At 71.9% G+C, this 25493-nt stretch carries 26 protein-coding genes; 12 read left to right on the top strand and 14 right to left on the bottom strand.

Annotated elements, in window-relative coordinates; translation table 11 throughout:
* Positions 1-32 precede the first annotated feature (32 nt).
* Positions 33-3167 carry an efflux RND transporter permease subunit gene (locus ACTJK8_RS05830; RefSeq protein WP_440761640.1) on the bottom strand — a complete coding sequence of 1045 codons (3135 nt, stop codon included), beginning with the start codon at positions 3165-3167 and terminating at the stop codon, positions 33-35.
* A gap of 21 nt (positions 3168-3188) precedes the next feature.
* Positions 3189-4472 (bottom strand): efflux RND transporter periplasmic adaptor subunit, encoded by a 1284-nt coding sequence (locus ACTJK8_RS05835; protein ID WP_058608144.1) that lies wholly within the window; start codon positions 4470-4472, stop codon positions 3189-3191.
* Between the two features lie 177 nt (positions 4473-4649).
* Between ACTJK8_RS05835 and ACTJK8_RS05840 the strand changes: the two genes are divergently transcribed.
* Positions 4650-4832, top strand: a complete 183-nt coding sequence (locus ACTJK8_RS05840; protein WP_012322009.1) for a hypothetical protein — start codon at positions 4650-4652, stop codon at positions 4830-4832.
* Between the two features lie 77 nt (positions 4833-4909).
* Here the strand turns inward: ACTJK8_RS05840 and ACTJK8_RS05845 are convergent, their stop codons facing one another.
* From ACTJK8_RS05845 to ACTJK8_RS05860, 4 genes are all read right to left on the bottom strand, one after another.
* The gene (locus ACTJK8_RS05845) at positions 4910-5944 is read right to left on the bottom strand and encodes a glycosyltransferase (protein ID WP_287082593.1); all 1035 of its coding nucleotides are present in this window, start codon (positions 5942-5944) and stop codon (positions 4910-4912) included.
* Positions 5941-7035, bottom strand: coding sequence for a glycosyltransferase (locus ACTJK8_RS05850; protein ID WP_012322011.1), 1095 nt, complete (start codon positions 7033-7035; stop codon positions 5941-5943). The genes ACTJK8_RS05845 and ACTJK8_RS05850 overlap by 4 nt, the downstream gene beginning before the upstream one ends.
* A gap of 107 nt (positions 7036-7142) precedes the next feature.
* Positions 7143-8237 (bottom strand): glycosyltransferase family 4 protein, encoded by a 1095-nt coding sequence (locus tag ACTJK8_RS05855; RefSeq protein WP_012322012.1) that lies wholly within the window; start codon positions 8235-8237, stop codon positions 7143-7145.
* Positions 8234-8452 carry a hypothetical protein gene (locus ACTJK8_RS05860; protein ID WP_133250894.1) on the bottom strand — a complete coding sequence of 73 codons (219 nt, stop codon included), beginning with the start codon at positions 8450-8452 and terminating at the stop codon, positions 8234-8236. Before ACTJK8_RS05860 ends, ACTJK8_RS05855 begins: the two co-directional genes overlap by 4 nt.
* Positions 8453-8573: 121 nt before the next feature.
* On the opposite strand from ACTJK8_RS05860, the gene ACTJK8_RS05865 reads away from it, so the two are divergent.
* Together ACTJK8_RS05865 and ACTJK8_RS05870 are read left to right on the top strand one after the other, a co-directional pair.
* A complete protein-coding gene (locus ACTJK8_RS05865; RefSeq protein WP_012322013.1) occupies positions 8574-9554 on the top strand; it encodes an SPFH domain-containing protein in 981 nt (326 codons plus the stop codon).
* Between the two features lie 5 nt (positions 9555-9559).
* Positions 9560-10015, top strand: coding sequence for an NfeD family protein (locus ACTJK8_RS05870; RefSeq protein ID WP_012322014.1), 456 nt, complete (start codon positions 9560-9562; stop codon positions 10013-10015).
* Between the two features lie 9 nt (positions 10016-10024).
* Here ACTJK8_RS05870 and ACTJK8_RS05875 read toward each other — a convergent pair whose 3' ends face one another.
* Entirely contained in the window at positions 10025-12904 is a 2880-nt protein-coding gene (locus ACTJK8_RS05875) for a phosphoenolpyruvate carboxylase (protein ID WP_012322015.1), read from the bottom strand.
* Positions 12905-13066: 162 nt separating this feature from the next.
* On the opposite strand from ACTJK8_RS05875, the gene ACTJK8_RS05880 reads away from it, so the two are divergent.
* Both ACTJK8_RS05880 and ACTJK8_RS05885 read left to right on the top strand, forming a co-directional pair.
* Positions 13067-13369, top strand: a complete 303-nt coding sequence (locus ACTJK8_RS05880; protein WP_024828288.1) for a hypothetical protein — start codon at positions 13067-13069, stop codon at positions 13367-13369.
* Positions 13366-14100, top strand: a complete 735-nt coding sequence (locus tag ACTJK8_RS05885) for a hypothetical protein (RefSeq protein ID WP_440761641.1) — start codon at positions 13366-13368, stop codon at positions 14098-14100. Before ACTJK8_RS05880 ends, ACTJK8_RS05885 begins: the two co-directional genes overlap by 4 nt.
* A 3-nt stretch (positions 14101-14103) precedes the next feature.
* Here ACTJK8_RS05885 and ACTJK8_RS05890 read toward each other — a convergent pair whose 3' ends face one another.
* Positions 14104-14463, bottom strand: a complete 360-nt coding sequence (locus ACTJK8_RS05890; protein ID WP_012322018.1) for a helix-hairpin-helix domain-containing protein — start codon at positions 14461-14463, stop codon at positions 14104-14106.
* Between the two features lie 225 nt (positions 14464-14688).
* On the opposite strand from ACTJK8_RS05890, the gene rpmF reads away from it, so the two are divergent.
* Positions 14689-14877: a 50S ribosomal protein L32 gene (rpmF, locus tag ACTJK8_RS05895; RefSeq protein WP_003601373.1), complete on the top strand. Its 189-nt coding sequence runs from the start codon at positions 14689-14691 to the stop codon at positions 14875-14877.
* A 20-nt stretch (positions 14878-14897) separates the two neighbouring features.
* Here the strand turns inward: rpmF and ACTJK8_RS05900 are convergent, their stop codons facing one another.
* Together ACTJK8_RS05900 and phaR are read right to left on the bottom strand one after the other, a co-directional pair.
* Positions 14898-15212, bottom strand: a complete 315-nt coding sequence (locus tag ACTJK8_RS05900; RefSeq protein ID WP_024828286.1) for a hypothetical protein — start codon at positions 15210-15212, stop codon at positions 14898-14900.
* Positions 15213-15305: 93 nt separating this feature from the next.
* Positions 15306-15902, bottom strand: coding sequence for a polyhydroxyalkanoate synthesis repressor PhaR (gene phaR / locus ACTJK8_RS05905; protein ID WP_012322020.1), 597 nt, complete (start codon positions 15900-15902; stop codon positions 15306-15308).
* Positions 15903-16226: 324 nt separating this feature from the next.
* Here phaR and ACTJK8_RS05910 point away from each other — a divergent pair, with 324 nt between their 5' ends.
* The 4 genes from ACTJK8_RS05910 (at position 16227) to ACTJK8_RS05925 (ending at position 19433) form a co-directional block, all read left to right on the top strand.
* Positions 16227-17411 carry an acetyl-CoA C-acetyltransferase gene (locus ACTJK8_RS05910; protein WP_012322021.1) on the top strand — a complete coding sequence of 395 codons (1185 nt, stop codon included), beginning with the start codon at positions 16227-16229 and terminating at the stop codon, positions 17409-17411.
* A 114-nt stretch (positions 17412-17525) separates the two neighbouring features.
* A complete protein-coding gene (gene phbB, locus ACTJK8_RS05915) occupies positions 17526-18254 on the top strand; it encodes an acetoacetyl-CoA reductase (protein WP_440761642.1) in 729 nt (242 codons plus the stop codon).
* 522 nt (positions 18255-18776) lie between these two features.
* Positions 18777-19172, top strand: coding sequence for a hypothetical protein (locus ACTJK8_RS05920; RefSeq protein ID WP_024828285.1), 396 nt, complete (start codon positions 18777-18779; stop codon positions 19170-19172).
* Positions 19173-19193: 21 nt separating this feature from the next.
* Positions 19194-19433, top strand: a complete 240-nt coding sequence (locus tag ACTJK8_RS05925; protein ID WP_043074928.1) for a hypothetical protein — start codon at positions 19194-19196, stop codon at positions 19431-19433.
* Positions 19434-19652: 219 nt separating this feature from the next.
* On the opposite strand, the gene ACTJK8_RS05930 is transcribed toward ACTJK8_RS05925, so the two are convergent.
* Positions 19653-20879: a glycerophosphodiester phosphodiesterase family protein gene (locus ACTJK8_RS05930; RefSeq protein ID WP_012322025.1), complete on the bottom strand. Its 1227-nt coding sequence runs from the start codon at positions 20877-20879 to the stop codon at positions 19653-19655.
* A 99-nt stretch (positions 20880-20978) separates the two neighbouring features.
* On the opposite strand from ACTJK8_RS05930, the gene yddG reads away from it, so the two are divergent.
* Positions 20979-21893, top strand: coding sequence for an aromatic amino acid exporter YddG (gene yddG, locus ACTJK8_RS05935; RefSeq protein ID WP_012322026.1), 915 nt, complete (start codon positions 20979-20981; stop codon positions 21891-21893).
* Here yddG and ACTJK8_RS05940 read toward each other — a convergent pair.
* Positions 21890-22318 (bottom strand): cupin domain-containing protein, encoded by a 429-nt coding sequence (locus ACTJK8_RS05940; protein WP_012322027.1) that lies wholly within the window; start codon positions 22316-22318, stop codon positions 21890-21892. The two genes, yddG and ACTJK8_RS05940, sit on opposite strands and share 4 nt — an antisense overlap.
* A 99-nt stretch (positions 22319-22417) precedes the next feature.
* Here ACTJK8_RS05940 and ACTJK8_RS05945 point away from each other — a divergent pair, with 99 nt between their 5' ends.
* Positions 22418-23041: a ribonuclease D gene (locus ACTJK8_RS05945; RefSeq protein ID WP_012322028.1), complete on the top strand. Its 624-nt coding sequence runs from the start codon at positions 22418-22420 to the stop codon at positions 23039-23041.
* Between the two features lie 164 nt (positions 23042-23205).
* Here ACTJK8_RS05945 and ACTJK8_RS05950 read toward each other — a convergent pair whose 3' ends face one another.
* Complete coding sequence (locus tag ACTJK8_RS05950; RefSeq protein WP_440761643.1) at positions 23206-23844, bottom strand: VOC family protein; 639 nt, start codon at positions 23842-23844, stop codon at positions 23206-23208.
* A 218-nt stretch (positions 23845-24062) separates the two neighbouring features.
* Positions 24063-25472, bottom strand: coding sequence for a type I glutamate--ammonia ligase (gene glnA, locus ACTJK8_RS05955; RefSeq protein ID WP_012322030.1), 1410 nt, complete (start codon positions 25470-25472; stop codon positions 24063-24065).
* Positions 25473-25493 lie beyond the last annotated feature (21 nt).

Here is a 25493-nt window from a genome sequence, read left to right on the forward strand (position 1 = left end):
GGGACAGCGTGCGCGTCCCGCGCTGAACCGCTCTACTCCGCGGCGATCCGTGGCGGCGGGTGCCCGTCGTTGGCCGGATGGGCCGGATCGTAGACGGGGGCATCCTCCGGATCGTCGCGCTCGCCCACGAAGCGGCCGAACAGCCGCGTCAGCAGGCGGGACAGGTCGTCCATCAGCACGAAGATCGCCGGCACAAAGACGAGCGACAGCACCGTCGAGACGATCAGCCCGCCGATCACCGCCACCGCCATGGGCGCGCGGAACTCGCCGCCGATCCCGTAGGCCATCGCGGACGGGACCATGCCGGCCGCCATGGCGATCGTGGTCATGACGATCGGCCGGGCGCGCTTGCGGCCGGCATCGACGATCGCGACGTTCCGGTCGACGCCGGCCCGGATCTGCTCGACGGCGAAATCCACCAGCATGATGGCGTTCTTGGTCACGACGCCCATCAGCATCAGGATGCCGATCACCACCGGCATCGAGATCGGCATGTGGCAGATCAGCAGTGCCAGGATCGCGCCGCCGATGGAGAGCGGCAGCGAGAACAGGATGGTCAGCGGCTGCAGGAAGTTGCCGAACAGCAGGATCAGCACGCCGAACACCATCATCAGGCCGGCGCCCATGGCCAGCGCGAAGCCCTCGAAGACCTCGCCCATCACCTCGGCGTCGCCGGTCTGGCTGATCGTGACCCCGGGCGGCAGGTTCTTGGCGGTCGGCAGGTTCATCACCTGGGCGATCAGCTCGGCCAGCGCGTCGCTGCCCTGCATGTCGCCCTCCAGGGCGACGCGCACGGCGCGGTCGTAGCGGTCGATGCCGGTCGGGCCCTGGCCCAGACTGATGTCGGCCACCGTCGCGAGCGGCACGGCCGTCCCGCCCTTCACCGGCACCTTCAGAGTCGCGAGGTCGGAGAGCCGCCCGCGCACGCTCTCGGGGAGCTGCACGCGGATCGGGATCTGCCGGTCGGTGGCGTTGAACTTGGCGAGGTTCATGCCGATGTCGCCGATCGTCCCGACCCGCACGGTCTCGGCGATGGTGTCGGTGCTGACGCCGAGATCGGCCGCCACGGCGGGCTTCGGCCGGATCCGGACCTCGGTCCGGTCGAGGGGCGCCGTCGACATGACGTTGACGAGGTGCGGGACCTGCTGGGCCTCGCGCTGGAGCTTTGCGGCGACCTCGGCCACCACCGCCTTGTCGGGACCGGCGATGATCAGCGCGAGGTCGCGCTGGCCGCCCTCGCGCAGCGCCCAGAAGCGCAGGTCCGGCTCCTCCCGCAGGATCGCCGCGACCTCGGCGTCGAGCTGCTTCTGGGTCCTGTGGCGGGTGTTCTTCGGGACGAGGTTGATGGTGAGGCTCGCGAGCCGCACCTCCTTCTTCGCCGGAAGCTGGCGGCCGCCGTCCACGAACACGCTCTTCACCTCGGGCAGCGCGCGGATCTTCTCCTCGATGCGGTCCGTGACCCGGACCGTGTCGGCGAGGCGGGCTCCCGGCGGCAGCTCGACCACGAACAGGGTGCGGGCCTGGTCCTCCGCCGGCAGGAAGCCCGCGGGCAGCAGGCCCGTGGAGGCGATCGAGGCGGCGAAGCACGCGATGCCGAGCACCAGCGTGATGAACTTGTGCCGGACCGACCACGCCACCAGGCGGGTGTAGCCGCGCATCACGAGGCCGTCCCGTTCGTGGTCCGGCCCGTGATCGCGCAGGAAGTAGGCCGCGAGCAGCGGCGTGATCAGGCGCGCCACGAGCAGCGACATGAACACCGCCGCCGCGATCGTCAGGCCGAACTGCTTGAAGTACTGGCCGGCGATGCCGCCCATGAACGACACCGGCGAGAAGATCGCGATGATCGTCGCCGTGATGGCGATGACCGCGAGGCCGATCTCGTCCGCGGCCTCCAGGGCGGCGCGGTAGGGCGATTTCCCCATCCGCATGTGCCGGACGATGTTCTCGATCTCGACGATCGCGTCGTCCACCAGGATGCCGGTGACCAGCGTGATCGCCAGGAGGCTGACGGCGTTGAGCGAGAAGCCCAGCGCGCTCATCACCCAGAAGGTCGGCAGCACCGAGAGGGGCAGCGCCACCGCGGCGATCAGGGTCGCGCGCCAGTCCCGCAGGAACAGCAGCACCACCACGACGGCGAGGATGGCGCCCTCGATCAGGCCCATCATGGCGGAGTGGTAGTTGCCGATCGTGTTGTCGACGCTGGTGTCGATCAGGTCGAACCGCACGTTGGGGTTGGCCGCGTGGAGCGCCGCGATCTTCTTGGCGACGCCCACCGACACGTCCGCGTCGCTGGCGCCGTTGGCGCGGGAGATCGCGAAGGCGACCACCGGCTCGCCGTTGAAGCGCGCGAAGGTGCGGGGCTCCTCGGCGGTGTCCGACAGGGTCGCGAGCTCGTCGAGGCGGACCTTGCGGTTGCCCGGCACCACGATGGAAGTCTTGGCCAGTGTCTCGAGGCTCGCCGAGGCGGCGAGCGCCCGGATCGACTGCTCCTGGCCGCCGACCTCGGCGCGGCCGCCCGCCATGTCGGCCGAGGTCAGGCGCAGCTGCCGGTTCACGTCAGCGGCGGTGATGCCGAGCGCGAGCAGGCGGTCGGGCTTCAAGGTGACGCGGATCTCGCGGGCGACGCCGCCGAGCCGCTCGACGCCGCCGACGCCCTTCACGCTCTGCAGGCCGCGGGCGACGACGTCGTCCACGAACCACGACAGGTCCTCGGGCGTCATGGCGGGCGCGGAGGCGCCGTAGACCATGATGGGCAGGCCGGCAATCTCCACGCGCGAGACGATCGGCTCGTCGATCGTCCGCGGCAGGTTCTGCCGGATCTTGGCGATGGCGTCCTTGACGTCGTTGGTCGCCCGATCCTGGTTCACCTCCAGGCGGAACTCGATCGTGGTGGTGGAGATGCCCTCCGTGATCGTCGAGAGGATGTGCTTGACGCCCTTCACGCCGGCGACCGAGTCCTCGACCCACTTGGTGACCTGGGTCTGAAGCTCCGCGGGCGCGGCACCCGACTGGGTGATCGTCACCGACACGATCGGGATGTCGATGTTGGGGAACCGGGTGATCGGCAGCGAGCGGAAGCTCACCAGCCCGAGGATCATCAGGACCAGGAACAGGACCACCGAGGGCAGGGGTTTGCGGATCGCCCAGGCGGAGACGTTGAGGCGCATGGCCGGATCCTTCGACTCGTCCTACCGCGGCGCCGCGTCGGCGATCGGCGTGCCGGTGGCGGCCGGTACGGGGCGCACGCGGTCGCCGTCGCGCAGGAAGCTTCCGGCGCGGGCCACGACGCTCTCGCCGGCCGCGACGCCGGAGCGGAGTTCCGTGAAGCCGTCGGCGGAGAGGCCCGTGGTCACGGGCCGCGCCTCGACGCGCCCGTCCCTCGCCACGAGCACGCTGGCGCGGCCGTCGGCCGCGTAGAGCAGGCTGGAGACCGGGACGGCGATGCCGGTGCGGCGCGCGATCTCCACGCTGCCGCGCGCGAAGGCGCCGATGCGCAGGGCCGGATCATCGCCGAGGCGGATGCGCACCTTGCCGAGCCGCGTCGCCCGGTCGACCTCCGGGTAGACCCGGCGCACCTTGCCGGCGAGGCGGCGACCGTCATCGAGGTCGAGGCTCGCCGGATTGCCGACGTGGATGCGCGCCAGCGACGTCTCGGGCACCTCGCCCTCCAATTCGATCTCGCCCCGGGCGATCAGCCGGAACAGCGGCTCGCCCGCCGCCGTGGCGGTGGCGCCGATCCGGGCGGTGCGGCGGTTGACGATCCCGGCTTCGGGGGCGCGGATGTCGGTGCGGGCGCGCCGCAGGGCGATCTCGGCCCCGGCGGCCCGCGCCGTGGCGAGGTCGGCCTGGGCCGATTGCAGGCCGCCCCTGGCGGCGGCGAGGCGGCCTTCCGCTCCCTGCGCCGCCGAGACGCGCTGTTCCAGCACGGCCGCGGTGGCGTTGCCGGTCTTGGCGAGCGCCTGGGCCCGCTCGAGCGCCTGCTTGGCCTCCAGGTTGGCGGCCTCCGCCTGGACGATCTGGCTCCGGGCCTGGACGATGGCCGCCTCGGCGCGGGCGATCGCCGCCGCGTTCGAGGCCTCCTGGGTGACGATCATCTCCAGCGACAGCTTGGCGAGAACCTGTCCCTTGGTGACGCGGTCACCCTCCTCGACGAGGAGATCGGTGATGCGCAGACCCTCGACCTCGGGGGAGACGAGGATCTCGTCCCGGGGGACCAGTGTGCCGGTGACGACGGCCCGCTCGACGATCTCGCGGCTCTCGGCCGGCACGACCGTGACCGCGGGCGCGATGGCGGCGGCGTCGGGAACGGCGGCGGTCTCGACCGCCCGGGCCGGCGCCGCCGCGAGCATCGCGAGCCCGCACAGGAGACTGAGGCGAGACGCGCGCCAACGGACGGAGTTCACGGCGGGGACCTCGCAGTCGGCGCTGGACGGGTATTGCCTCTCCCTCGCTGGGCAGGTCGGCGTTTTCATGGCGAGCCATCCTGGACGGTGCCGAGCATAGCGCCGTCGCGCGAGGCCGTCGCCGGGCCTCGCGCCGCAGGTCATCGTGGCGGCCGGAGCGCGGCGGTTTAGATCGATCCAGCTGCAACCCGCCACGAATAGCGACGTTAATAGATCGATGGTCTTCTCGGGACCGGGGAGGGATCGATGAGCATTTTCCAGATTAGACAGAAAAAGAGCGGCGCGGTGCTCTGGACTGGCGCGGCTGCCGATGAGCAGACGGCCCTCGACGCCATGGCGCGCGAGGCGGGATATCGCGATTTCTCGTCCCTGCCGGACGCGATCCGCGCCGACGGGATCGAGGCGGCGAAGCTCGACCTGATCTCCTGATCTCGGACTGCGCTACCCGCGCCGGAGCGGATCCCGCTTCGGCGCTGCCGACGTTCGGATCTTCGCTGGCCGACCGATCAGAGGCGCCGCAATAGATCGTCGATCGTCGCGGCGCAGGTCCGGACCGCGTCCGGATCGTGCAGGCCGCCGATAAACGCGGGGTCGAGGGCGAGGCCCGCCGCGATCAGGCCCGGCCACGCCGCGGGCGAGGGCCAGCCGGGATGCACGACCGCGGCCCCGAGCCGGGCCAGCGCCTCGGCCTTCTCGGTCTGCTCGCCATAGGCCCGCTCCTCCGGCAGGCAGAGGAAGCGTTTCCGCTGCGCGGCGGCCAGGGCAACGACGCCGTCGCCGCCGCCGCCCACCAGCAAAGCCGCCCGCGCGACCCGCGCCTCGACGTCGGGGACCCAGCCGTGCAGGTGCAGGTTGTCTGGCACGGGGCCCGAGCCCGAGACCGGTCCCAGGACGTGCCACGGCCGGTCCGGTACCGCCCGCGCCGCCGCGGCGAGCTCCGCGAGGCTGCCGCCCGCGCCGCCCCGGCCGAACACCACCACGATCTCGCGCCCCGATTCGGTCGGGGCCTGCGCCGGCGCGCCGAGGAACCCCGCGTAGAGCGTCTTGGCCCGGACCCAGTCCGGCACGGCCGCGCCGTCGAGCGCGGCGGGGAAGGGGGCGAGCAGCCGCGTTGCGCTGCGGAAGGCTTCCAGATGCGGCCGGTCGGTCCGTGTCCCCGCGAGGCGCACCACCAGGGTCGGCACCGACAGGAGACGCGCCAGGATCGCCACCTCCACCGAGACGTCGACGACCAGGAGGGCCGGGTCGGCCCGCTCCGCCCAGGCGGCGATGCGCGCCATCCGCGCGCGGACCCCCGGATGCTTGAGCGGCGCGTAGTGCAGGGCCTCGGGCCGCTCGATGGCGCCGTCCCGGCCGTCGAAGGCCGCGTCGCCGAGGGGGCGGTCGTCGGGCAGGTCGACGATGTCGAGGCCTGCGGTGTCGAACCCGGCAAGGGTGCCGAGGACGGTGCAGGGCCGGTTCAGGGCGCCCGCGACCGCCCGGGCCCGCTGGAGATGGCCGGCGCCCTGGTGGTGGACGTACCAGCCGATGCCGCGGGTCACGCGGCGTCCCTCAGGGACAGGGCGAGGGCGTCGAGATCGGCGACCGCCAGATCGAGGGCGCATTCCCGCGCGGGCGGGCTGCGCGACTCGAGGATCCGATCGGCCCGCTCCACGAAGGCGATATCGTTCGGACAGGCCCCGACGGCGGCGAGATCCTCCGCGTCGAGCCCGAGCCGCGCGCAGGCCGCGGCGCGGGCCTGGGGGTCGAGGTGGAAGGCCCGGCGCAGGGCCGCGCGGCGCAGGATCAGCGCCTGCCAGTGGGCCGCCTCCGGCAGCAGGTAGGCCTCTCCGTCGAGGACGCGGGTCCGGCGGAGCATCTCGGTGGCCATGCCGCCCGAGACCCGTCCCTGATGGCGGGACGAGACCAGGACCTGCACGTCCGGGCAGTGGCGCAGGCGCGCACCGTTGGCGCGCAGCAGCCCGACGAGGGCGTTGTCCTCGCCGCAGGGCAGCGCCGGCAGTCCGCCCACGGCCCGGTACAGGATCGCGGGAACGGCGAGGCTCGCGCCGGTATGGTCGCCGTGGCGGGGGGCCGGGTCGTAGGGCGGCGGGTCGAGCAGGTCCTCCAGGCGGCGGACGCCGGACCAGTAGCGCTCGATGCGCGCGTGCAGGTCTGCGAGGGCGGGGTCCGGGGTGCCGTCGTCGTCGATCACCAGCCGGCCGCCCACGATGTCCGCGGCCTCCAGCGCGCGGAGATTGGCCGCCACCCACTCGGCCGGCAGGCGGGCATCCGCGTCGGTGGTGAGAAGGATGCCGTCCGGCTCACCGTCGGCCTCCAGCCAGTCGGCACCGGCATCGAGCGCCATGCGCCGGGCCGTGCCGACATGGGCGTCCGCGCCGACGAGGTCGACCGCGATCAGCCGGAGGGTCAGCGTCGCGAGGATGCCCGAGGCCTCGACGTCCCGCACCGCCTGGACGGTCCCGTCCGTGCAATTGTTGGCCAGCACCACGACGCGCAGCGGCGCCCGCGCCGAGACGCCGTTCTGCGCCGCCAGGGAGGCGAGCAGGCGGGGCAGGCGCTCGGCCTCGTTCCGGGCGGGAATGCAGACGACGCAGGGCGGTGGGGCCGGGTGGTCGGCGTCGGTGGTCATGGCAGGTCTCCCGTGGCACCCTCGTGCGCCGCGGAGGTCGAGGGCGGCCCGTCATGCCGCCGGGCTCCGGGCTCGGGTGCGGATTGCGGCGCGCGGATCCGCGCCGTTCAGCCGCGTCCTCCGGCGACGCGCAGGGCCGGCCGCGCCCGCTCGGCGCAGCGCGCGATCACGGCGTCGTAGGCTTCCAGATAGCGCCCGGTCATGGCGGCGGCGTCGTAGAGCGCCTCGGCGCGGTCGCGGCAGGCCCGGCGCGACAGGCCGGCGGCTTCCCGGATCGCCACCGAGAGATCCTGCGGATCGTCCGGGCGCCCGAGGCGGCCGCAGGACGCGTCCAGGATGTCGGGCATGGCGCCGCGGCGGAAGGCTGCCACCGGGGTACCGCAGGCGAGCGCCTCCGCCACGACGAGGCCGAAGGGCTCCTCCCAGCGCGGCGAGACGATCGCCACGCGGGCCCGGCCGAGATGGTGGGCGAGGTCCCGGTGGGAGAGATGACCGAGATGCGTCAGGTCCGGACCGAGGCGCGGGGCGATCTCGGCGGCCCAGTAGCCGGGATTGAGCTTGGGACCCGCGAAGGTGAGCGGCAGCCCGGCGGCCCGGGCCGCGTCGATCGCGAGGTGCAGCCCCTTCTCGGGCACGATCCGGCCCGACCAGAAGGCGAAGGGCGGATCGTCGGCAGCGTGTGAGAACGCGAAGGTCGAGAGGTCCACCCCGTTGTCGACCACCTGGGCGCCGGGCACGAGATGCGCCCATTCCTGCGCCAGGGACGGCGAGACCGCCAGGAAGGCCATGTCGGGATCGGCCTGGACCACGCCGCTGACCAGGGACTCGAAGGGCGGCGTGTGCAGCACGGTCACCCAGGGCAGGCCCAGCCGGGCGCTCTCGCGCAGCGGCAGCGCGTGCAGGGAATTGTTGTGGACGAGATCGAAGCCGCCGGCCGCGACCATCTCCATCATGCGCCGGTAGGCGTCCTCCTCGGTGCGGTCGATCACCTCCTCGCGCTCGGGATCGAGGAGCGCGTCCCCGGTCGGATCGCAGAGCGTCACGGGATCGAGCGCCGGGTCCGACCCGCGGCTGGCGAACAGCGTGACGTCGTGCCCGTGCCGCTTCAGCGCGACGGTCAGGAGGTGCGTGTGCATCTCCAGGCCGCCGGCATAGGGCTGGCCGATCGGGTATTTCAGATGTGCGAGGACAGCGATCTTCACGCGCGCACCGAGTCCGGTTGGGTGGGGATTTCTGCCGCCCGCAGCGGCGTGAAAGGACTTCTTTCCGCGGCGAGGGTGGCGGGGATCATGCCGAATGTTTCTTCAACAAGCGTTGCTTCGACGGGGTCTGAGCGACGACGAACGCGACGCTTGCCGGCTTCGTAAGCGCGGCGGCCTGAACCATTGATGATCGAGATGAGCGGGTGGCCGTTCACGCCGCGGCGCGGCACGCCCCCGGGCGCCCCTGCGTCCGCGGTCGCGGAGCCCGGAGCGGCCTGTTAGGCTGCGGGCCGCGCCGGCCGCGCCGGCCGTGGCGTCGGCAGGGGAGGGGTGTCGATGGGGCTTCCGTTCGGGCTCAGCGTGTTCGCCGTGGGCGTGGCGGCGCTGGTGATCGTCACCCTGGCCGCGGGCGTGAAGATCGTGCCCCAGGGCTACGTCTACACGGTGGAGCGCTTCGGCCGCTACGCCCGCAGCCTCGACGCCGGCCTCGGCCTGATCACGCCCTTCGTCGAGCGCGTCGGCCGCAAGGTCAACGTGATGGAGCAGGTCATCGACGTGCCGAGCCAGCAGGCCTTCACCCGCGACAATGCCGGCGTCACCATCGACGCGGTCGTGTTCTACCAGGTCCTCGACGCCGCGCGCGCATCCTACGAGGTCTCGAGCCTCGACCTCGCCGCCACGACGCTGACCATGACCAATATCCGCACCGTGGTCGGCTCGATGGATCTCGACCAGCTCCTCGCCCACCGCGACGAGATCAACGAGCGCCTGCTCCGGGTGATGGATGCGGCGGCCTCGCCCTGGGGCGTCAAGATCAACCGGATCGAGATCAAGGACATCGTGCTCCCGGCCGATCTCGCCGGGGCGATGGCCCGGCAGATGAAGGCCGAGCGCGAGAAGCGCGCCTCGATCCTGGAGGCGGAAGGGCAGCGCGCCGCCGAGATCCTGCGGGCCGAGGGGCGCAAGCAGTCGGCGATCCTGGAGGCAGAGGGCCGGCGCGAGGCCGCCTTCCGCGACGCGGAGGCGCGGGAGCGCTCCGCCGAGGCCGAGGCGACGGCGACCGGCATGGTCAGCCGGGCGATCGCCGAGGGCGACATCGCGGCGGCGAACTTCCTCGTGGCCGAGAAGTACGTCGACGCCGTGCGGGCGATCGCCACCGCGCCGAACCAGCGGGTCGTGGTGGTGCCGATCGAGGCTGCGGCGCTCGCCGGCACCCTCGGCGGCATCGGCGAACTCACCCGCTCGGTCTTCGGCGACGGCGCCGCCGCGCCCCGGCGCACCGGGACGCCGCCGAACGTCGCTGCGCCGCGGGCCTGACGCCGGTGACGATCGCCTCCCTCGCCGGAACCTTCGAGGCCCTCGGGGCGGCCTGGAGCTGGGTGATCGCCGGCCTCGTGCTGGCCGGTGCCGAGATCCTGCTGCCCGGCGTGTTCCTGATCTGGCTCGGGCTCGCCGCCGTCGCGACCGGCCTCGCGGCGGCGGCGCTCCCCATGCCCTGGCAGGGCCAGACCCTGCTGTTCGCCGGTCTCGCCGTCGCCCTGGTGGCGCTCGCGACGCGCCTCCAGCGGCGCGGCAAGGGTACCGGGCCGGAGCTGAACCGGGCCGACCGGGGCCTGATCGGGCGCGAGGGGGTGCTCGACGAGCCGATCGTGCGGGGCGCGGGCCGGATCCGCTTCGACGACACGCTGTGGCGGGTCGAGGGGCCCGACCTGCCGGCGGGCCGGCGGGTGCGCGTCACCGGGATCGGCGGCACGGTCCTGCGCGTGGAGGCGGCCTGAGGGCCGCGCCTACCCGAACGCCCCGACCTCGTGCTGGATCATCCCCGAGATTTCCCGCACCTGATCGAACATCCGGCGAATCGGCTGGAACAGGTTGGCGTGCTCGGACTCGTAGGTGCCGACGTCGCGCGGGCCGGCCGGCTCGCCGAAATTGAGGCCGAGCGTCGGGTCCGGCGTGACCGGGAAGATCGCGTCGAGGAGCTTCAGGCAGCCGTCGATGTCCAGCCGCAGGAAGCGCTCCAGCAGCTGCTCGCGGGAGATGCCCGCCTGCGGCCGGAAGCCCGGGATGTGCACCGCCAGGAACCAGATCCGGTGGATCAGCGCGAGGCGCAGGGCGTGGAGCAGCGTCAGCCGGGCCGACATGGCGGGCAGGTCCGGGGCGGCCGCGCTCAGGGCGAGCCAGTCCCGGGTCAGGCGTCCGAACAGGTTCCGCAGCGCGGGGGCGAGGTCGAGGCGCTCCAGCGCGCCCGAGATCACCACGAGCTCGTCCCGGCGGAAATCCTTCTGGGTGCGCCGCGCCCGCTCCAGCCACACGGCCGGGTCGAGCGTGTCGATGTAGGCCCGCAGCACGTCGAGGTCGCCGACCGAGGCGGCGTGCTGGACCAGCCGGAAGGCCCGGGAGAAGCGCACCGAATCGCGCCGCATGTCGCGGAACAGGTCCGGGCCGCGCTGGGCGGCCCGTCCGATCCCGTGGAGGGAATTCGCCAGGAAGCCGAGCTGGTGCAGGATCGCGTTGTTGGGGATCGCCCGCATCTGGCGCGGATGGGTGATCCGCGCCGGGCCGCCGTTGTCGGTCTGGCGCGCCACCGGGCGCGACCCGGTCCGGTCGATCAGGCTCGGGCCGAAGGTGCCGAGCAGGGCGGCGTAGCCCGGGTCGTCGACCAGCGCCTCCATGTCCTGGCGGGCGGCGGTGAAGAACTCGAGGGCGAAATCCGGCTCGGCGTAGATCGGATCGACCCTGCCGTCGGAGGCCTTCGGCCGGTCGTTCAAGGCGTAGTCCGGGAACGAATCCTCCTCCGTCACGTCGAGCGCGTAGACGTGCTCGGCGATGCGGGCGACGCTGGCGCGCGCCAGCGCCTCGGTGCCGTACAGCAGGTAGCCGTCGGTGCCCTGGAAGCTCGATTCGAGCCTGACCCGGATGCCGGCCTTTCGGGCCCGGTCCCGCGCATCCTCCGGGGCGAGGTAGGCGAGGCGGTCGCGCAGGGAGGTCGGATGGGCGCCGCGCCCGATCGACTCGCCGTGCGTGTCGAAGATCGCGAGCTCGACGTCGGACAGGCCGTTCTGGACCAGCATCTCGGTGATGCGCAGCCGCAGCCGCTCGATCCAGAAGGTCGCCGCCAGCTGGCCGACGTAGCGGCCCGAATCGGAGTAGCCGAACTGCACGGTGAGCCGGCCGATGCGCTTCAGGTACTGCCGCCAGTGCGGGTTGCGCAGGGCGTCGTCGAGCACCCGGATACCCTGCTCGAGGGCGCTCGCCGTCTCGAACAGCGGCGTGATCTCGAGCTTGTCGGCGATGCCGTAGTGGCGCGCGAGCCAGAGGGCCGCGAGCAGGGTGTAGCCGGTCTCGGTCTCGGCGATGAGGAAGCGCACCGGATGGGTGCCGTCCACGTGCTTGAGGATCTGGGCGATCGTCATCATCAGCCGCGCCGCCGAGGCCCGCTCGGCCGCGAGCGCCCCGAAATCGACGGCCACCGGGCGGACGTCGTTCAGCAGGGTGTGGATCGTCGCGAGGTGCGAGCGGCGCCGGGCCGCGTCGGTGGGCTCGCCCTCCAGGTCGATCACCCGCCGCACCGCGTTGTGGATCTGGCTGGCGTTCAGCCGGAAATGCGGCAGGGCGTTCGACAGGCCGTGCGTCGCGACGCCCGCGCGCAGGATGGCGATCCGGCGCTGGTCGCCCGCGTCGTCGGCGGCCTCGAGGGCCTGGGTCAGCCCGGCGACGAGGGCGCCGGCATCGGTCTGGGCGCGCTCGCGCTCGATGATGAGCGCCAGGGCGAAGCGGTGCACCGCCTCGAGGGAGGGCTGGTCGCCGAGGCGCGGCGCCACGGTGAGCTGGCGGTTCACCGCCGCCAGGGCGTTCTCGGCGAGGGCCCGGACCTCCCGGCAGGCGGGGATCTCCGGCAGGTCGCGCATCACCCGGTCGAACTGCATGCGCTTCGAGATCAGCCGGTAGCGCAGGGTGTCCCACCAGCCGATATCGGTCCGTCCGTCGGTGTCGCAGCCGACCCAGCTGGCGATGGCGAAGGGGCGGGGCGTCAGCTCCGTCCAGCGGTCCGGCCAGCGCGCGCGGGCGGCGTCGAGCAGGGCGCCGTTGAAGGCGTCGAGGGCGAGCCGGCCGTTATTGGCCGCCGCGCAGGCCTGCTCGAACTCGACATCCAGGGTGATCGGCGCGTCCGGCCGCGTCGACAGGGCCGCCGCGCGCGCGATCAGCCCGGCGCGGTCCTTGGCGTCGGGCAGGCTCGCGGCCTCGGCGAGGAGGCCGGCGACGGCCCGGGGCATGCCGAAGGTAGGGTGGGCCGTGAACACCACCGCGAAGGCGGTGCGGTGGATCAGGGCCGCGAAGGTCTCGACGCTGTCCGCCCGGTCGGGGGCCGCCGCCACGAGCCGGGCGGGAATTCCCGCCTGCGGGTCGTCCGGGCCGGCGTCGAGCCCGACATAGGCGCGCAGCCGCTCCGCCCGCGCCGCCAGGGCCGCGGCGCGCAGGCGCACGAACAGCCCGTCCAGGTCGCCGGTCGAGATCTCGTCCCGGTCGAAGCGCCGGGTGATCGCCAAGGTCACCGCCAGGACGGGATTGCGGAACGGATCCTCCCGGGCCTGCTCCCGGGCGGCCTCGATCAGGCCGAGGAGGTGCGCCTCCAGTTCCTCGGGCTCGCGGCTCGGCTCGTGCTGCATCGGTCGGTCCCGGCTCCGGTCTGCCCGCATCTACCCGGTCCGACGGCCCACGCAAGGAGCGTTCCGCGCGCGATCGGGGACACGGCCGCGACGCGGCGGGGAGACATCGAGGCCTGGATGGGGTGGCGGTGGCCCGAACCGCAGGTTAGAGCTGGCCTCCTGATGGAGCGCCTGTTCATCATCCTGGCTATTCTGGTCTTCGCCGTCGCCATCGTCGCGGTCGCCGCGATGGCGGCGCGCGGCCGGCGCGAGCCCCTGCGCATGGGTTCCGAACTCGACATCGAGGACGAGGACCTGCTCATCGGCTCGGTCGGACCGCGCAAGAGCCCGATCGACCGCAGCGCACAGGTGCTCGACCCGCGGGTGCTCGATCTGGAAGCGATTGAATTGGAGCCGATCCGAGCTCTCGACCGGACGCAGCGCAACCAGCCGCTCCGCGGGGATCCGCCGGGAGCCGCGCGATGAGGCTGCGCGCGCGCGGGGTGGCCGGGCTGCTGCTCGCCAGCCCTCTCTGCCTGTCGATGATGCAGAGCGTTCCGGCGGCGCCCGCCGGCAAGCCGGCCGTGCCTGCCCAGGTCGCGCCTGCCCAGTTCGCGCCTGCCCAGGTCGCGCCTGCCCAGGTCGCGCCTGTCCCTGCGGCGCCCGCGGCGGCGCCGGCAACGCCCGGTCAGATCGACCCTCGGGCGGCGAGCTCCACGCCGGCCGCCGGTCCGACTCTCGAGCAGCCCTGCGGCACGCAGGCGGCCCGGTTCGAGAGCGCCAAGGGGTTCAAGATGGTGATCACGCGGGCCGGGCAGGTCCGCACGACGAACCCGCTCAGGCCGCTGACGACCGAGGTGAACGAGGTTCTCCAGGTCGTGATCGCCGGCAAGGTCGCCACCGCCTACGGGCCGGACTTCACGACGCTGCGGCGCGGCGGCGCCGCGTCGGGCGTCGAGGCGATGCTGGGCAGTCCGATCCAGTGGGAGCCGACGCTGCCGACCTTCCCCGATCCGATCGCGATCGTCACCGAGGAGGGGACGCCCCTGGCGCAGCTCACGTTCCGCGCCTGCGAGGCGCCGCCCGCCGTCAAGGCGCCGAAGGTGCCGAAGGCCGAGGCCCGCAAGAAGGCGCCCCGGCACGCGGCGCCGAAGGCCGCCGCGGCCCCGAAGACGCCCCCCGGCTTCTCCATGCCTCAGGGGGCGATCGCCGAGTAGCGGCTACTTCTGCTTGGCGATGACCTTGTCCTTGATGCCGTCGTAGACGTTCTTCGGGATGATCTTCTTGGAGACGAGGTCGTCCTTCCCGCGATACGGCCGCCCCTTGATGATCGCGGCCGCGCGGGCCGCGCCGATGCCGGGCAGGGCGTCGAGCTCCTCGGCGCTGGCGCTGTTGAGGTCGATGAGTGCCCCCTTGGCGGCGTTCGGCGATCCGGCGACCGGTGCGCTCGGCGCCGCGGGCTTCGCGGGGGCCACGGGAGCCGCGGTCGTCGGCGCCTGGGGCGCCTGCGCCAGGGCGGGAGCCGCGACGAGGCTCGACAGGAGGGCGAGGAGGGCGAGGGTCTTGGTGGAGGAGGCCATGGCGTTCTCCCGAGAGGCGCGGCCCGCACCGCGGTGCCGTCGCGTCAGAACTGCGCCGCCCCGATTGAACCCGCGCTTAACGGTTGTGGTCCGGCACCCCTAGTCACGGGCCGGCGCCGGAGCTATAAGCCGGCCCTCATCCGTATCCCGCGGTGTGCGTGGCGATCCTCGATCGAGGAGCCGCCCGCGCGCCGCTTTGTCCGCGGCGTCACGAAGGATCCAGCCATGGCCGTTCCGAAGCGAAAGACCTCCCCCTCCCGCCGCGGCATGCGCCGCTCGGCCGACGCCCTCAAGGCGCCGACCTACGTCGAGGACAAGGATTCCGGCGAGCTGCGCCGCCCGCACCACATCGACCTGAAGACCGGCATGTACCGCGGCCGTCAGGTGCTGAAGGTGAAGTCCGCCGAGGCCTGAGCCTTCGCGAGGGCGGCGCCTCAGGCGAGGCGCCGCGCCGCCTCCGCGTAGCGCGCGGCGGCCATCCGGGTCCGTTCCAGGCGCGACGGCAGCAGCGTCGGATCACCCGCCGTCAGCAATTGCGCGATGAAGCCGGCGCGGGGTCTCCCCGCGGCCGCGCGTTCTGCTGTCCGGGGGGCGGGCGACTCGTCGGACCGGCCCCCGTCGATCAGGGCGAGAGCCTGGACCTCCGTCCGCGCCGCCTCGGGGGATCCGTCCGCGTCCGGGACCGGCGCGCGCCGGGTGGGCCGGACCTGTGTCGGGCCGAGACGGCTGACTGTTCCGATCCGCACCATGCGCACATTCTCCGCACGTTTCCGTGCCCGTGTCGCAAAGGTGGGGCCGACGTTTACGGATCGTCAACCCTTCGACCGGCCGGTCCGGCCGAATTACTTTTTCGCGAGCGCCTCCAGGCGCTGCTGCATCTCCAGCATCTGGCGCTTGAGATCGTCCAGCTCGCCGCCCCCGTATTGCGCGGACTGTGTCGGGGCCGGCGCCGTCGGCTGGGCTCCGGGCGCGGGCGGCGCGAAGCCCGTGAACATCTTCATGGCGTCGCCGAAGAAGTTCATGTTGGTGCGCACCTGCTGCTCGATGGCGTTCTGGAACGCTGCCGGACCGAAGCTCTGGGCGAACTTCTCGCGCAGGCCGTCCTGGTCCTTGGCGAAATTCGCCATCGAGAATTCGAGGAAGCTCGGCACCATCGTGCGCATGCTGTCGCCGTAGAAGCGGATCAGCTGGCGCAGGAACGCCACCGGGAGCAGGTTCTCGGCGCCGGCCTTGTTCTCCTGCTCGAAGATGATCTGCGTGAGGACCGAGCGGGTGATGTCGTCGCCCGTGCGCGCGTCGTAGACGACGAAATCCTCGCCGTTCTGCACCATCGTGGCGAGGTCCTCCAGCGTCACGTAGGTCGAGGTGCCGGTGTGATAGAGGCGCCGGTTGGCGTACTTCTTGATGACGGTCTGGGTGGCCTTGACGGTATCCGCCATCGGGAACGGCCTTTCTGGACTCGGGACCGGGGGGCGTTGCAGACGCGCGGTGCTGTCTGGCGGGGGCTGTCTTCGCGCCCGCAACACGATCCTTAAAGCCTTCCCCGGGCGCAGAAAACAGCAAACTGCAGCTCTTCAACGCAGAATAATGCAGAGTGGTCGGGGCGGCCGCGCCATTTCAGTCTCGCGGTCGCGTCATCGGCGCGTTTGGCGCATCGATGCACAACCTTGACTTCGCCGACCTCAAGCCCTTCATCCCAGAGCCGGCACAGAGCGCGCCCCGGGACGTGGAGGCGCGCCGGCTCGCGAGAGGAGAACGTTCACATGGCAGGCAGCGAAGAGATCGTCATCGTCGGGGCGGCGCGCACGCCGGTCGGCTCGTTCGGCGGCGCCTTCGGGGCGGTGCCGGCCCACGAGCTCGGCGCGACGGCGATCAAGGCCGCCCTGGAGCGGGCCAAGGTCTCGCCCGATGAGGTGGACGAGGTGATCTTCGGGCAGGTCCTCACCGCGGGCGCCGGCCAGAACCCCGCCCGGCAGGCCGCCATCAAGGCCGGCATCCCCGAGAAGGCCACCGCGTGGGGCCTCAACCAGGTCTGCGGCTCGGGTCTGCGCACGGTCGCGATCGGCATGCAGCAGATCGCCAATGGCGACGCCAAGGTCATCGTGGCCGGCGGTCAGGAATCGATGTCCCTGTCGCCCCACGCGCAGTACCTGCGCGGCGGCCAGAAGATGGGCGACGTGAAGCTCGTCGACACCATGATCAAGGACGGGCTCTGGGACGCCTTCAACGGCTACCACATGGGTCAGACCGCCGAGAACGTCGCCCAGGCCTTCCAGCTCACCCGCGAGCAGCAGGACCAGTTCGCGACCCGCTCGCAGAACAAGGCCGAGGCAGCCCGCAAGGAGGGCCGGTTCAAGGACGAGATTGTCCCCGTCACCGTGCCGGGCAAGAAGGGCGACACGGTCGTCGACACCGACGAGTACATCCGCGACGGCGCCACCATCGAGGCGATGGCCAAGCTGAAGCCGGCCTTCACCAAGGACGGCACCGTCACGGCCGCCAACGCCTCGGGCCTCAACGACGGCGCCGCCGCCCTGGTGCTGATGTCGGCCTCGGAGGCCGAGCGCCGCGGCCTGACCCCGCTCGCCCGGATCAAGTCCTGGGCGACCGCCGGCGTCGATCCGAAGGTCATGGGCACCGGCCCGATCCCGGCCTCCCGCAAGGCCCTGGAGAAGGCCGGCTGGAAGCCGTCCGACCTCGACCTGATCGAGGCCAACGAGGCCTTCGCGGCCCAGGCGCTGGCCGTGAACAAGGACATGGGCTGGGACGACGCGAAGGTGAACGTCAACGGCGGCGCCATCGCCATCGGTCACCCGATCGGCGCCTCGGGCGCCCGTGTGCTCGTCACCCTGCTGCACGAGATGAAGCGCCGCGACGCCAAGAAGGGCCTCGCCACGCTCTGCATCGGCGGTGGCATGGGCGTGGCGATGTGCGTCGAGCGGACCTGATCGGTCTGTCACGACAGTATCGGCTCACAACATAGACTTAAGGCCGAAGTCAGAAAAAATCGCGTGCGGACGCCATCCGCACGCGGCATCAAGTGATGCGAACAGGAGGAAACAATGGCTCAAGGACGCGTCGCCCTCGTGACGGGCGGCACCCGCGGCATCGGCGCGGCGATCTCGAAGCGGCTCAAGGTCAAGGGCTACAAGGTCGCCGCCAACTACGCCGGCAACGACGAGGCGGCCAACGCCTTCAAGGCCGAGACCGGCATCCCGGTCTTCAAGTTCGACGTGGGTGATCTCGCGAGCTGCGAGGCCGGCATCAAGGCGATCGAGGCCGAACTCGGCCCGGTGGACATCCTGGTGAACAACGCCGGCATCACCCGGGACGGCGCCTTCCACAAGATGACGTTCGAGAAGTGGCAGGCGGTCATCAAGACCAACCTCGACTCGATGTTCACCTGCACCCGTCCGCTGATCGAGGGCATGCGCAGCCGCAACTTCGGCCGCATCATCATCATCTCGTCGATCAACGGCCAGAAGGGCCAGGCCGGGCAGACCAACTACTCGGCCGCCAAGGCCGGCGTAATCGGTTTCGCCAAGGCCCTGGCGCAGGAGAGCGCCTCGAAGGGCATCACCGTCAACGTGGTGGCGCCGGGCTACATCGCCACCGAGATGGTGATGGCGGTGCCCGAGGACATCCGCAACAAGATCATCTCGACGATCCCGACCGGCCGCCTCGGCGAGTCCGACGAGATCGCCCACGCGGTCGAGTATCTCGCCAGCGACGAGGCCGGCTTCGTGAACGGCTCGACACTGACCATCAACGGCGGCCAGCACTTCGTCTGATCGCCGCGGGCGCGCCGGATCGAACCGGCGCGCCTGCCCTGTGGGCAAGTAGCCCCACCGCGTCGGGCGCGCATCTCTCCGTCCGAAGAGCGTTCCTTCCCACACGCCGCGCGGCCGAGCCCGACGACGGCGCTCCCCGCGCCGGGCCCCGCCTGCCGGCGATCGTCCCGGGCCGCGCCGCTCCGGCCCACGCGCCGCGCGTGCCGCCGGCCGCGGGCCCGCACCATCCGAACCATCAAGCGTGACGAAAGTCCTTCCCCGCGTGCGGAATCGCGCGTCGGGCGGGATAGCGGGCATTGCGGGCAGCGATCGGCGCGCCGGCCCGCGTGTTCTGAGACACGAACAATTCGAGCGGCCTCGTATAGATCTCCTTCCATCGGCTCACGGATGGTCCCGCCGATAGAAATCGAGGTCCCGAGGGTCATGAACAACTGGTTTCACGGTAAATTCGGCGTTCAGTTTATCGGCGCGAGCCAGGATTGTTCTTCCCGCACGACAGAGACGCGTGACGACCGCTCGGCCGTGCGCCGCGGCCGCGCGCTGCCCGCCGCCGCGAAGCTCGGCCTCGCGGCGGCCTGTGCCCTGGGGCTGGCGGCCTGCGTCACGCCGCAGGAGCGCCACGCGCTGGATCAGAACCAGTGCTACGCCTTCGGCTTCGAGCCCGGCACCGACGGCTTCGCCGAGTGCATGATGGGCCTTCACCAGCAGCGCGCCGTCGCCCAGTCCAACAGCAACCTGTACTGGCAGGCTCAGCTCGCCGAGCAGAACCGCCGCCGCGAGGCCCAGCAGGACCTCTACAGGGTGATGAGCCTGCAGCGCACCGGCGACCCGCGCTTCCCCGTCTGCGGCGCCTCCTCGGACGGCGGCATGGATCGCCGGACCATGACTTGGTACGGCCCGAACTGCCGCGCCCGCTGATCCGGATCGAGGGAGGTCCCCATGTCCGACATGACGACGCGCGGCCCGCGCAACCCGAGCCGGATCATCTTCGTGACGGTGGCCCTGTTCGGCAGCACCGTCGGGTTCGCGACCGCCAGCCTGGCCTGGTTCACGCTGGCTGTCCTCGGCTCCGCCGCGCTGACCTGCGCGGGCTACGGCCTGATCCGGCGGCGGCTCGGCTGGAAGCCGCTGAGCGGCGAGTACCTGTCCAACCTCGTCTACGTGCTGATCCCGTACTAGGCGGACACCGCGCACGCCCCGCGGACGCGCCGCGGGGTCCGTCGGCGGGCGGCGCAGGTCCACGAAGGCCTGGCCGCGCCGCGCCCCCATCCCCCATACCGCTCCGCCTCCGAGGCCGCCATGACGCTCGCCCTCATCATCACCGGCTTCCTGATCGTGAACTTCGCGATGGCCGGCTTCTTCTCCCTCGTGGCCCTGTGGGCCGACTGAGCCGCGTCGCTACGGCGCGCCGACGCAGTTGGCGTAGAAGGTCGTGGTCGCGGGCCAGTCGGAGAAGACCCCCAGCACGCCGACCTGTCCGTGCAGGACGTCGAGCAGCCGCAGGATGTCGCCGTCGCCGGTGACCACCGGCTTGATCGACTGGTAATAGTACCCGCCGCCGCCCTTCAGCGGGCCGGAGCGCTCCAGCGACCACGCGATCAGCCCCAGCCCGGCCGCCTTGGCCTCCCGGGCGTAGGTCGAGGGCTCGATCGTCCCGTCCGGCCCCGGCCGGACCAGCATCCACAGCGGCGGCGCCAGGATCTTCACGCCCTTCCGGGCGAGTTCGGCCATGCCGGGCTGCCACGTGGCGGGCTTCTCCGGGTCGAAGCCCTTCGCGGTCTCGTCCCGATCGTCGAGGAAGACCGCCTGACGGCCGAACTCCGGATCCTTCTCCAGCCAGTAGAGGATGTCGCGCAGCTGGAAGCTCTGCGGGTAGACGTCGGAGGCCGGGACGCCGGCCTGCCTGTACTCGTCGATCAGCTGCTGGGCGTACATGTCCTGCGTGTAGGTGCCCTGGAACGGCATCGGGACCTGGGGCGCCTTCAGCTCGGGGGTGAACTTCCGCCCCATCCCCTTCACCAGCGCGATGTACTCCCTGTGCGACATCAGCGTGCCGCTGCCGGCGTAGAGGTCGGTGCGCCAGCGCGGCGTCGCGTTCATGTAGGCCGCCACCGTGGTGGCGTCCGGGTCGGACGCGTCCATCTTCCCGTTCAGCGACTTGAACTCGTCCAGCGTCAGGTCGCTGGTGCAGCACTTGGCCGAGGCCTTCCGCCCGGTGGCCGGATCGGCCGGCGTGAAGCCCTGCGTGCACTTCGCCGCGAGGTCGGGTCGGGCCAGGATATCGGTGGTCGTGTGCAGGTCGCACTGGCTGTGGCGGCAGACGAGCTGGCGGTCCCTGGTGAAGGCCACGTCGCACTCGATGATCCCGGCACCCATCCGGTACGCGGCGAGCAGGCCCTCCCGTGTGTGTTCGGGGAACATCAGCGGCGCGCCGCGGTGCGAGATCGAGAAGGTCCGGGGCGTGTAGGTCCGGTCGACGCCGCAGGCGGCGAGCCTGTCCTTGAGCGGCCCGGGCTTCAGCTGGTCGACGAGGTAGAAGGGCCGGGGACCGAGCTGGGCGGCCTCGCCGGCGAGCGCGGGGCCCGCCCCCAGAAGCAGCCCCAGCCCCAACATCATCGCACGCATCGCGAACCTCCCGTTTCAGGCCGCCGGTAGAGGGGGACGGTGACAGGGGCGTGACCCTCGACCTCGCCGACTCGGGCGGCCGCATGGTAGCGGACGCCGATGACCGCGCCTGCAGGAATCCCGTCCCGACCGACGCCCCGTTCCGCCGCGACGATCGCGGGCGTCGGCGCGATCGCGCTTTGGTCGCTGCTCGCCCTCTTCACCGCCGCCTCGGGCGCGATGCCGCCCTTCCAGCTCGCCGCCACGACCTTCCTGATCGGCGCGGTCTGCGGATGCGTTGCCTGGATCGCCCGGCCCGCCCGCGCCCGCGCGCTGATCCAGCCCTGGCCGGTCTGGATCCTCGGGGTCGGCGGCCTGTTCGGCTACCACGCCCTCTATTTCAGCGCCCTGCGCCTCGCGCCACCGGCCGAGGCCGGGCTGATCAGCTACCTGTGGCCCCTGCTCATCGTCCTGTTCTCGGCGCGCCTGCCCGAGGCCGGCGGGCTGCGCCCGGGTCATCTGATCGGTGCGCTCCTCGGCCTCGCCGGGATCGCGGTGCTGTTCGCCGGCCGGGGCGATCTCGGCTTCGCCGCGGGAGCCCTGCCGGGCTACGCCGTCGCCCTGGCGGCGGCGTTCGTCTGGGCCGGTTACTCGGTCCTTTCGGCCCGCGTCGGGCAGGTCCCGACCGACGCCGTCGCGGGCTTCTGCCTGGTCACCGCGGCGCTGAGCCTCGCCTGCCACCTGGCTTTCGAGACGACGATCTGGCCCGCCGACGCCGCGCAGTGGGGCGCCGTGCTGCTGCTCGGACTGGGGCCGGTCGGCGCCGCCTTCTACCTCTGGGATATCGGCTGCAAGCACGGCGACGTCCGGCTGCTCGGCGTCATCGCCTACGCCGCGCCGGTCCTCTCGACGCTGATCCTGGTGGTGACCGGCTATGCCAGCCCCGGACCGGGCCTCGCGCTCGCCTGCCTGCTGATCGTGGCCGGCGCGCTGACGGCGGTGCGCGCCTCGCGGGCGTCGCCGAAGCCGGTCTAGCCCCGCGGCGTCGGCCGCCAGTCGGGCGGCGCCATCTCGAAGCCGGCGAAGTCGAACCCCGGCGAGACCGTGCAGCCGACGAGGGTCCAGGCGCCCAGGCTGGTGGCGGTCTGCCAGTGGCCGGCCGGCACGACGCATTGCGGGCGCTGCCCGGCGGCGAGGTCCGGCCCGAGATGCTGCGCCGCCGCGTCGTGACCGTTCGGGCTGGTGGTGATCACAAGCGGCGCGCCGGCATGCCAGTGCCAGATCTCCGCGGCGTCGACCCGGTGCCACGCGGAGACCTCGCCGAGATCGAGCAGGAAGTAGATCGCTGTGCCGACCGAGCGCCCGTCGACGGTGCGGGGATCGCGGAACGTCTCGCGATAATGGCCGCCCTCGGGATGGGGCTTCAACCCCAGGGTCGCGATCACCTCGGCTGCCGTCATGTCCAGCTCCCTGTCGGTCCCGGCCGCGCGAATCGTCCGCGGCTTGCCGGCACTTGGCACCGATGCTACCGGCCGAAAACCCCGCAAGGTCCGAGAACGATGCCGAGCCCGACCGTCCGTCTTCACCGCGGCGACCTGCCCGCCAGCTACGACGCGGGCCGGGCGGTGGCCATCGACACCGAGACGCTCGGGCTCAACCCGCATCGGGACCGCCTCTGCGTGGTGCAGCTCTCCACCGGCGACGGCACCGCCGACGTGGTCCAGATCCCGCAAGCCGGGCCGGAGCCGGTCGTGCTCAAGCGGGTCCTGGCCGATCCCGGCATCCTGAAGATCTTCCACTTCGCGCGGTTCGACGTGGCGGTCCTGTACAGGGCCCTCGGCGTGATGCCGAGCCCGGTCTACTGCACCAAGATCGCCTCGAAGCTCGCGCGCACCTACACGGACCGCCACGGGCTGAAGGACGTGGTCCGCGAGCTGGTCGGCGTCGACCTGTCGAAGCAGCAGCAATCCTCGGACTGGGGCGCCGAGACCCTGTCGCAGGCCCAGCTCGACTACGCGGCCTCGGATGTCCTCCACCTCCACGCGGCCCGGGAGCGGCTCGACGCCATGCTGGCCCGGGAAGGCCGCACCGATCTCGCGGCCGCCTGTTTCGGCTTCCTGCCGACGCGGGCGCGCCTCGACCTCGACGGCTGGCCCGAGACCGACATCTTCGCGCACACCTGAGAGTCGCGAGGATCCCGCACACTTCCTGTGCGGGGTGAGACTTTCCTGTCACCGCACCGCGATGTGTCGCTGGTAGGTTGTGGCTGCCTGGGCTTGCGAGCCCCGGCCAGGCCCTCCTCGCCGGTCACCCACCCGATCAGGCCGGCGAGGAGGGTCCGTCGCCGTCAGGTCAGGCTCCGCGGGCCCGACGGCGTCGTGATCCGGGCGGTCCAGCGCGGGCCCGGGCCCACCACGACCCGCGGCGGGTCGACGAGGCCGAGCGCGGCGTGAAGCCCCGCGACGGCGTCGGGATCCGGGTGCGTCAGGACGAGCGCCTCCAGATTGGCGCCGAGATCCGGCATCGTCGCGGCGGGGTTGCCGCGCGGCCCCCAATCCATCGCGCAGGGCGCGGCGCCGTCCGCCGGCCACGCCCCGCCCGGGGGTACCGCGAAGCGCCAGGACAGGTCGCCGCGGGTCATCGTCGCCGCCGCGCCGAGGAGCGCGCCGTGGGCGGCGAGAACGCCGTCGAGATCGTCCGCGCGGGCGACGAAGCCGCGCAGCCGCCGGCCCGCATCCCAGTCCGCCCGCACCCGTGCGGCGTCGCCGAGGCCGAACCAGCGGGCGCCCGACGGCGGCGGCGCCTCGGGATCGACGGCGATCACCTCCAGGAACAGGGCGTCGCCGAGGCGCAGGAGGTGGTTGCGCGTGCCCATCTCGCGGTGGCGGCCGCCCTCCGGCATGGCGAGGCCGAGGCAGTTCCGGACATGCGCCACGCCCTCCGCGAGATCGGGCGCGACGACGACGAGGTGGTCGAGGGTGAGCATCGGGCGGGCTCCGCGTGACCGCCGGCGTCGGCGCGGTCGCCGGACCTTCCCCCGGGCCGCGCGGGTCCCGAGCCGGCCTTCGCGCTGACGGGCGCATCGGGATCGGGCGGGGATGGATAACGCCGGAGTGGCCGCAAGAAGAAGGCCGGAGCCCCCTGCGAGAGGCCCCGGCCCGGGAGAGGGTGCCGGGCCGGGCGTCGCGCCCGGCCCCTGTCACATCACAGCGAGTAGTACTGCACGAACTCGATCGGGTGCGGGGTCATCTCGTAGCGCAGCACCTCGGTCATCTTCAGCTCGATGAACGAGTCGATCTGGTCGTCCGAGAACACGCCGCCCTCCTTGAGGAAGGCCCGGTCCTTGTCGAGGCTGTTCAGGGCCTCGCGCAGCGAGCCGCACACGGTCGGGATCTTCTTGAGCTCCCGCGGCGGCAGCTCGTACAGGTCCTTGTCCATGGCCGGGCCCGGGTCGATCTTGTTCCGGATACCGTCGAGGCCGGCCATCAGCAGCGCCGAGAAGGCGAGGTAGGGGTTGGCCATCGGGTCGGGGAAGCGGACCTCGACGCGCTTGGCCTTCGGGCTCTTGGTCCACGGGATGCGGCAGGAGGCCGAGCGGTTGCGCGCCGAGTAGGCGAGCAGCACCGGCGCCTCGTAGCCCGGCACGAGCCGCTTGTACGAGTTGGTCGACGGATTGGTGAAGGCGTTGAGCGCCTTGGCGTGCTTGATGATGCCGCCGATGTACCAGAGGCACTCCTGGGACAGGCCGGCATACTTGTCGCCGGCGAAGACCGGCTTGCCGTCCTTCCAGATCGACTGGTGGACGTGCATGCCCGAGCCGTTGTCGCCGTAGACGGGCTTCGGCATGAACGTCGCCGACTTGCCGTAGCTCTGCGCGACGTTGTGGATGCAGTACTTGTAGATCTGCATGTGGTCGGCGAGCAGGGTCAGCGTGTCGAACTTCATGCCGAGCTCGTGCTGGGCCGAAGCCACCTCGTGGTGGTGCTTCTCGACCTTCACGCCCATGGACTGCATGGCCGCGAGCATCTCGCCGCGCATGTCCTGCGCCGAATCCTGCGGCGGCACCGGGAAATAGCCGCCCTTGGTCTGCACCCGGTGGCCGAGGTTGCCGCCCTCATAGTCGGTGAAGCCGTTGGTCGGCAGCTCGGTGGAGTCGAGCTCGAAGCCGGTGCGGTACGGGTCGGCGCCGAACTTGACGTCGTCGAACACGAAGAACTCGGCCTCGGGGCCGACATAGATCGTGTCGCCGATGCCGGTCTGCTGCAGGTAGGCCTCGGCGCGCTTGGCGGTGCCGCGCGGATCGCGGCCGTAGGGCTCGCCGGTCGCCGGCTCGAGCACGTCGCAGACGATCGACATGGTCGCGGCCGAGAAGAACGGGTCCAGCGTGGCGGTCACCGGATCCGGCATCAGCAACATGTCGGACTCGTTGATCGCCTTCCAGCCGGCGATCGAGGAGCCGTCGAACATGGTGCCTTCGTCGAAGATCTCCTCGTCGATGAGCGACACGTCGAACGTGACGTGCTGCCACTTGCCGCGCGGGTCGGTGAACCGGAAGTCCACGTAACGCACGTCGTTGTCCCGGATCGTCTTCAGCACCTCGGCCGCAGTGGTCATCGTGGGCATCCTCCAGGGATC

Origin of the sequence: Methylobacterium sp. 22177 (genome assembly GCF_052045615.1) — a bacterium.
Classification (GTDB): domain Bacteria; phylum Pseudomonadota; class Alphaproteobacteria; order Rhizobiales; family Beijerinckiaceae; genus Methylobacterium; species Methylobacterium radiotolerans.

Excerpts from the sequence above, each read along its gene's own strand:
- ACTJK8_RS05830 (WP_440761640.1), bottom strand. The coding sequence starts at position 3,167 with ATGCGCCTCAACGTCTCCGCCTGGGCGATCCGCAAACCCCTGCCCTCG.
- ACTJK8_RS05835 (WP_058608144.1), bottom strand. The coding sequence starts at position 4,472 with ATGAAAACGCCGACCTGCCCAGCGAGGGAGAGGCAATACCCGTCCAGC.
- ACTJK8_RS05840 (WP_012322009.1), top strand. The coding sequence starts at position 4,650 with ATGAGCATTTTCCAGATTAGACAGAAAAAGAGCGGCGCGGTGCTCTGG.
- ACTJK8_RS05850 (WP_012322011.1), bottom strand. The coding sequence starts at position 7,035 with ATGACCACCGACGCCGACCACCCGGCCCCACCGCCCTGCGTCGTCTGC.
- ACTJK8_RS05865 (WP_012322013.1), top strand. The coding sequence starts at position 8,574 with ATGGGGCTTCCGTTCGGGCTCAGCGTGTTCGCCGTGGGCGTGGCGGCG.
- ACTJK8_RS05875 (WP_012322015.1), bottom strand. The coding sequence starts at position 12,904 with ATGCAGCACGAGCCGAGCCGCGAGCCCGAGGAACTGGAGGCGCACCTC.
- ACTJK8_RS05880 (WP_024828288.1), top strand. The coding sequence starts at position 13,067 with ATGGAGCGCCTGTTCATCATCCTGGCTATTCTGGTCTTCGCCGTCGCC.
- ACTJK8_RS05885 (WP_440761641.1), top strand. The coding sequence starts at position 13,366 with ATGAGGCTGCGCGCGCGCGGGGTGGCCGGGCTGCTGCTCGCCAGCCCT.
- ACTJK8_RS05890 (WP_012322018.1), bottom strand. The coding sequence starts at position 14,463 with ATGGCCTCCTCCACCAAGACCCTCGCCCTCCTCGCCCTCCTGTCGAGC.
- rpmF (WP_003601373.1), top strand. The coding sequence starts at position 14,689 with ATGGCCGTTCCGAAGCGAAAGACCTCCCCCTCCCGCCGCGGCATGCGC.
- ACTJK8_RS05900 (WP_024828286.1), bottom strand. The coding sequence starts at position 15,212 with ATGGTGCGGATCGGAACAGTCAGCCGTCTCGGCCCGACACAGGTCCGG.
- phaR (WP_012322020.1), bottom strand. The coding sequence starts at position 15,902 with ATGGCGGATACCGTCAAGGCCACCCAGACCGTCATCAAGAAGTACGCC.
- ACTJK8_RS05910 (WP_012322021.1), top strand. The coding sequence starts at position 16,227 with ATGGCAGGCAGCGAAGAGATCGTCATCGTCGGGGCGGCGCGCACGCCG.
- phbB (WP_440761642.1), top strand. The coding sequence starts at position 17,526 with ATGGCTCAAGGACGCGTCGCCCTCGTGACGGGCGGCACCCGCGGCATC.
- ACTJK8_RS05925 (WP_043074928.1), top strand. The coding sequence starts at position 19,194 with ATGTCCGACATGACGACGCGCGGCCCGCGCAACCCGAGCCGGATCATC.
- ACTJK8_RS05930 (WP_012322025.1), bottom strand. The coding sequence starts at position 20,879 with ATGCGTGCGATGATGTTGGGGCTGGGGCTGCTTCTGGGGGCGGGCCCC.
- yddG (WP_012322026.1), top strand. The coding sequence starts at position 20,979 with ATGACCGCGCCTGCAGGAATCCCGTCCCGACCGACGCCCCGTTCCGCC.
- ACTJK8_RS05940 (WP_012322027.1), bottom strand. The coding sequence starts at position 22,318 with ATGACGGCAGCCGAGGTGATCGCGACCCTGGGGTTGAAGCCCCATCCC.
- ACTJK8_RS05945 (WP_012322028.1), top strand. The coding sequence starts at position 22,418 with ATGCCGAGCCCGACCGTCCGTCTTCACCGCGGCGACCTGCCCGCCAGC.
- ACTJK8_RS05950 (WP_440761643.1), bottom strand. The coding sequence starts at position 23,844 with ATGCTCACCCTCGACCACCTCGTCGTCGTCGCGCCCGATCTCGCGGAG.
- glnA (WP_012322030.1), bottom strand. The coding sequence starts at position 25,472 with ATGACCACTGCGGCCGAGGTGCTGAAGACGATCCGGGACAACGACGTG.